At 78.3% G+C, this 5,530-nt stretch carries 3 protein-coding genes; all 3 read left to right on the forward strand.

The features are described from left to right. Positions 1 to 1,556 (forward strand): DUF4132 domain-containing protein (locus ACFQ11_RS36885; RefSeq protein ID WP_378307466.1); only part of this gene is annotated, 1,556 nt, incomplete at its 5' end. Further along, positions 1,553 to 4,849, forward strand: coding sequence for a DUF4132 domain-containing protein (locus tag ACFQ11_RS36890; protein ID WP_378307468.1), 3,297 nt, complete (start codon positions 1,553 to 1,555; stop codon positions 4,847 to 4,849). The genes ACFQ11_RS36885 and ACFQ11_RS36890, both read left to right, overlap by 4 nt. Positions 4,850 to 4,874: 25 nt before the next feature. Then, a partial coding sequence (locus tag ACFQ11_RS36895) for a hypothetical protein (protein WP_378307470.1) occupies positions 4,875 to 5,530 on the forward strand: 656 nt, incomplete at its 3' end.

A 5,530-nucleotide genomic window follows, 5' to 3' on the forward strand; every position in this document is an offset into this window, starting at 1 on the left:
GGGCGCCCGCGCGGCGGCGGGGGCCCGAGGCGGTGCTGCGGCGGATCGCCGGACGGCACAGCGTCGACGCCGTCGTGAACGCCGTCCCCGCGGCGGCGGACGGGCTGCGGACCGTCCTGACCGCGCATCCCGCCGCGACCGGCCTGCTGCGCCGCCCCAAGCTCGCCGCCTGGGCGGACCCGGCGGTCCTGCCGCGCGTGCTGCTGCGCGGGCGGGAGCGGGCGCTGGCGCCCGAGACGACCCGGACGCTCCTGGAACTGCTGGCGATGCCCGAGCTGGGCGGCCTGGACGACGTCGAGCGCGTGTGCGACCCGGCGTCGCTGGCGGAGTTCGGCCTCGCCCTCTTCGAGGGCTGGCGGGCGGCCGGGATGCCCGCCGACCACGGCTGGGCGCTGGCGCGCCTGGACCGGCTCGCCGACGACACGGCCGTCCCGGTGCTGGCGCCGCTCATCCGGTCGTGGCCCGGCAAGGACCGGATGCACAGCGCCAAGGCGGCCCTGGACGTCCTCGTCGGGATCGGCACCGACACGGCGCTGACGGTCGTGCACGACCTGGCCGTCCGCTGGCCGGGCGTCACCCTGCGGAAAGCGGCGGAGCGCGCGTTCGCGCGGGCGGCCGCCGCGCGCGGCGTCCCCGCCGGGGTGCTCGGCGACCGGCTCGTCCCCGACCTCGGCCTGGACGACGACGGGGCCGTGACCGTCGACTACGGGCGGCGCCGCTTCACCGTGCGGTTCGACGCCCGGCTCCGCCCCGTCGTGACCGACGAGGACGGCGTCCTCCGCAAGTCCCTCCCCAAACCCGGCAAGCGGGACGACCCGCGGCTCGCCCCCGCCGCGCACGCGGCGTTCGCCGAGCTGCGCAAGAAGGTCGCCGACGCCGCCGCCGTGCAGGTGACGCGGCTGGAGAACGCGATGCGGACGGGACGCGCCTGGACGCCCGCGCAGTTCCGCGACTACGCCGTCCGCGATCCGCTCGTCCGGCAGATCGCCCGCCGCCTGGTGTGGCTCGCCCATGACGACGGCGCGGCGACCGCGTTCCGGATCGCGGAGGACGGCACGTTCGCCGACGCCCGCGACGACGTCTTCACCCCGTCCGGCGCCGCGCGGATCACCGTCGCGCACCCGGTGCGGCTCGGCGCCGCCGCCGGGACCTGGGCGGCGATCCTCGCCGACTACGAGCTGCTGCAGCCGTTCCCGCAGCTCGACCACCCCGTGTGGACGCTCACCGACGGCGAGCGGGCCGGTTCCCGCCTCGACCGGTTCGCGGGCCGGGAAGTGCGGCAGGACGCCGTGTACGGGCTGCTGGCCCGCGACTGGATCCGGGTCGGGGACCGGGGCCGCATCGAGACGATCGCGCGCCGCGTCACGGACGGCGGCTGCATCGTCGCCGAGTTCGACCCGGGCGAGGGCGGCTCCGGGCACTTCGTGATCCGGTGCGTGCGCGCCGCGACCGGCCCCGGGCGCGCCGGGGCCCCCGTCCCGTTCGGCGGCCTCGACCCCGTCGCCGCGTCCGAGGCCCTCGCCGACCTGGTCGCCACCGCGGAGGGGACGTCATGAGCGGACGGCCGAACCCGCGCCCCGACGTGCACCTCACCGACGAGCACCTCACCGACGTGCACCTCCCCGATGAGGACGTCCTGACCCTTCCGCCCGCCTGGCTGCGATTCCTGCACCCGCGGCGCGGCGGCACGCCCGTCCCGCGTCCGCGCGGCCACGCGGCCGAGGTCCCGGGCGTCCTCGCCGAGGCGGCCCCGCACGTCGAGGGCCTCCTGCAGGACGGGCACGCCCCCCGGGCCGTCCGCGCCGCCGCCCGGCGGCACCTCGCGGGGGAGCCGGACGTGCTCGGCGCCGCGGCGGTCGCGGCCGTGGCGGGCGCGGGGCGACCCCTCGCCGGGGCGCACGCCGTGCACCGGGCGTTCGCCGACCGCTGGCACGCCGACCACGGGCTCGGGTTCGCAGCCTGCGCCGTGGTCGAGCTGACCCGCCTGACCGTGACCGGGCACGCGTCCGGGATCGCGGTCGAACGGCACGCCGGGAGCTGGCCCGAGGAGGGCCCCGCCGGCCCGCTGCGGCACGTCCGGCGTCTCCTGGCGGCGGCGTCCGACGCCGACCACGACGACGCGGTCCGGCGCCTGGCGGACCACCGGACGACCCCGGCGGCGGGCGGTGTCGCCGCCTACCTCGTGCCGACCCGGCGCGACTGGGTCGCCGAATGCGTCGAGGAGTGCGCGAACACCCCGTGGCTGCGCAGGCCGGCCCGCCTGTCGGTCACCGACCCCGCCCACCTCGGCCGCTCCGCCGTCGTCCCGTACGGGTACGTCTGCACCCGCGACGAGTTCGTCACGCTCGCCGACGGCATGGGCCCGGACCTGCTCGGCTTCCTCCTCGACCACCTCGACCGGAACGGCCTCTCCGCTTCCGACCGCGTGCCGCTCCTCGACACCGTGGCGGTGCTGCCGTCGGACGAGGCGTTCGGCGCACTGCTCGACCTCCTCGGCCGCAAGGGCGTCCGCAGGCTCGTGCGGCGGGACGCCCGGCGGGCGCTGGGCGCGGCGGCGGCGCGGTTCCCGGTGCGGGCGCTGCGGCTGGCGGCGTCCTCGCAGAACGCCGACGTCCGGCTGCTCCTGCGGGACCACGTGGCGGCGAACCCCGACCTGACCGCGGCGGTGCTGCCGGAACTGCCCGGCGCGGTCCGCGCGGTCGTCGAGCCGCTGACCGCGGGCGGCGGGCCCGGCCTGCCGGAGGCGCCGCCGGACGTCCTGTCCGCGCCGCCGTGGGGAACCCCGGTCAAGCCGGTCGTGCGGGGGCTGCGGCCGCCCGCGACCCGCGAGACCGCCTGGGACGACGCCGAGCGCGCGGCATGGCTCGCCGAGGCGGCCCGCCTGCTCCCGTGCCCGGACGCCCCGGACTGGAAGCGCATCGTGCGCTCCCACCACCGGGGCGACGGGCTGTGGCAGGTGCTGCTGCACGCCCCGGAGGAGTACGCGCCGCCGCTGCTGGCCGACATCGAACGGAACCCCCGCTGGTGCGATCCGCCCGTGGCGCACGGCATCGTGGCCCGGCTGGGGGAGCGCGCGTACGGGGCGGTGCTCGCGCTGGTCGGATACTCGGCGACGAGCCACGCCGGGCTGCTGGTGCCGTTCCGCGACGCCGAGGTCGCCGCGCAGATGGCCGGACGGCTGCTGCGCGGCGGGCCGCTCGCGGACGCGGCGCGCGCCTGGTGCGACCGGCACGGCCCCGGCGCCGTCCCCTACCTCGCGCCCGGCGACCTCGGCACCCGGACGGGGCCGCGCCGCGCCGGCGAGGAGGCGCTGCGCCGCATCGCGGACCGGCACGGCGTGGACGCCGTCGCGGACGCCGTCCCCCGGGCGGCGGACGAGCTGCGGGCGCTGCTGACCGCGCACCCCGCGCAGACCGGCCTGGCCCGGCGGCCCAAGTTCGACGGCTGGGCCAACGTCGCCGCCCTCCCGCCCGTCCTGCTGCGCGGCCGGGACCGGGTGCTGCCGCCCGCGGCCGTCCGGACGCTCGTCGAGCTCCTCGCGCTGCCCGGCACGCCCGGCGCGGACGCCGTCGAGGAGGTGTGCGACCCCGCGTCGCTGGCGGAGTTCGGCCTCGCCCTGTTCGAACGGTGGCGGGTGGGCGGAATGCCGTCCGACGGACGCTGGGCGCTGGAGCAGCTCGCCCGCACCGGGGACGACGCGGCCGTCCGGGCGGTCGCGCGGGCCCTGCGCGGCTGGACGAAGCGGGACGTCCGGGACGTGACGTGCGCGCTGCGGACGTTCGCCGGGATCGGCACCGACGCCGCGTTCACCGCCCTGTACGAGACCTCGGTGAAGGGACGCGCGCGGAAGGTGCGCGACGCGGCGGCGGAGGTGTTCGCGGAGGCCGCCGCCGCGCGGGGCCTCACCGTCGAGGTGCTCGCCGACCGGACCGTCCCCCGGTTCGGGCTGGACGGCGACGGGACGACCACGCTCGACTACGGTCCGCGCCGGTTCACCGTCGGGTTCGACGACCGGCTCGCCCCGGTGATCACCGACGGTCACGGGGCCCGCCGCAAGACCCTCCCGAGGCCGACCGCGAAGGACGACCCGGACCTCGCGCCCGCCGCCCACGCCCGGTTCACCGACCTGCGGCAGGACGTCGAGGCCGTCGCGCTGCTCCAGATCGAGCGGCTGGAACGGGCGATGCGGGACGGGCGCCGCTGGACGCCCGGGGCCTTCCGCGCCTACGCGGTCGAGCACCCGGTCGTCCGGCCGATCGCGCGCCGCCTGGTGTGGTTCGCCGAGCCCGGCGCCGGGGAGGCCGCCGCGGCGACGGCGTTCAGGATCGCCGAGGACGGCACGTTCGCCGACGCGGCCGACGAGACGTTCGAGCCGTCCACGGCGACGCGGATCCGCGTCGCGCACCCGGAGCTGCTCGGCGCGGCGACGCAGACGTGGGGCGAGATCCTCGCCGACTACGAGGTGCTGCAGCCGTTCTCGCAGCTCGACCGCCCCTTCCTGCGGCTCACCGAGCAGGAGCTGGACGCGTCCGCGCTCGACCGGTTCGAAGGGCTGCGGCTGCTCCGCCGCGACCTGCACGACCTCCCGGCGCGCGGCTGGACGTGGGACCACGCGCAGACGCTCGAGAAGGGCCTCTCGTACCCGGTCGGCGGCGGGCGGCACATCGTCGTCGAGTTCGAGCCCGGCCCCGACGTCACGACCGTGTGCGTCCGGTGCCTCCGGGCGTCCGCCGCGTCCGTCCAGGACCCGGCGCACGCCGACACCCCCGTCCGGTTCCGCGACCTCGACCCCGTGCGCACGTCCGAGGTGCTGACCGCCCTGGCCGCCCTCGCCTGCACGCCCGGCTGACCCGCCGGGCCCGATCGGACCGCCCATGCCGCACCCCGACGACGTCCCGGCCGTCACCGCCGTTCCGGAGGAGTCCCGCGACGAGACGCCCGCGTTCCTCACCGAGCTCCCGTGGGACCGGCCCGTCGAACCCGTCGTGCCGGGCCTGAAACCGCCCGCCGGCCGCCGGTTCACCTGGAACGGCGGTCGGTGGGACGCCGAGGTCCGCGCCGAGGACCTCCAGTACCGGGAGCTGGACGTTCCCGACTGGGACGACCTCCTCGCCCGCTACCGCCGCCGCATGCCCCGCCACCTGAAGGTGCGGTTCCTCATGCGGGCCCCCGACGACATCGTCCGCCCGCTGCTCGCGGAGTGGAACCGGGCCGAGGACACCGACGGCGTCGGCCCGTGGCCGCTGACGCTCGTCGCCCGGCACGGGCTCGACGCCTTCCCGTTCGCCTGGACGCAGGCCGCCGCCCGTCCCGGCCTCGACGGGCGGCTGCTCGTGCCCTACCTCGACGCGGACGTGGCCGCGTGGATGGGGGAGCGGTGGGACCGGCCCGAGAACGCATGGGCGCGCGCCTGGCTGGACGTGCACGGCCTCGACGCGGTGCCGTACCTCGCCACGGCCGCGCTCGGCCGGAAGGCCCGGGCCCCGCCCGCCGCCGCGGCGGCGCTGCGCGCGCTCGCGGACGCGCACGG

This window comes from Actinomadura sediminis (genome assembly GCF_042675525.1).
In the GTDB taxonomy this organism is placed as follows: Bacteria; Actinomycetota; Actinomycetes; order Streptosporangiales; family Streptosporangiaceae; genus Spirillospora; species Spirillospora sediminis.

Bases quoted from the DNA above. Each gene is read 5' to 3' on its own strand.
- ACFQ11_RS36890 (WP_378307468.1), top strand. From the start codon at position 1,553: ATGAGCGGACGGCCGAACCCGCGCCCCGACGTGCACCTCACCGACGAG.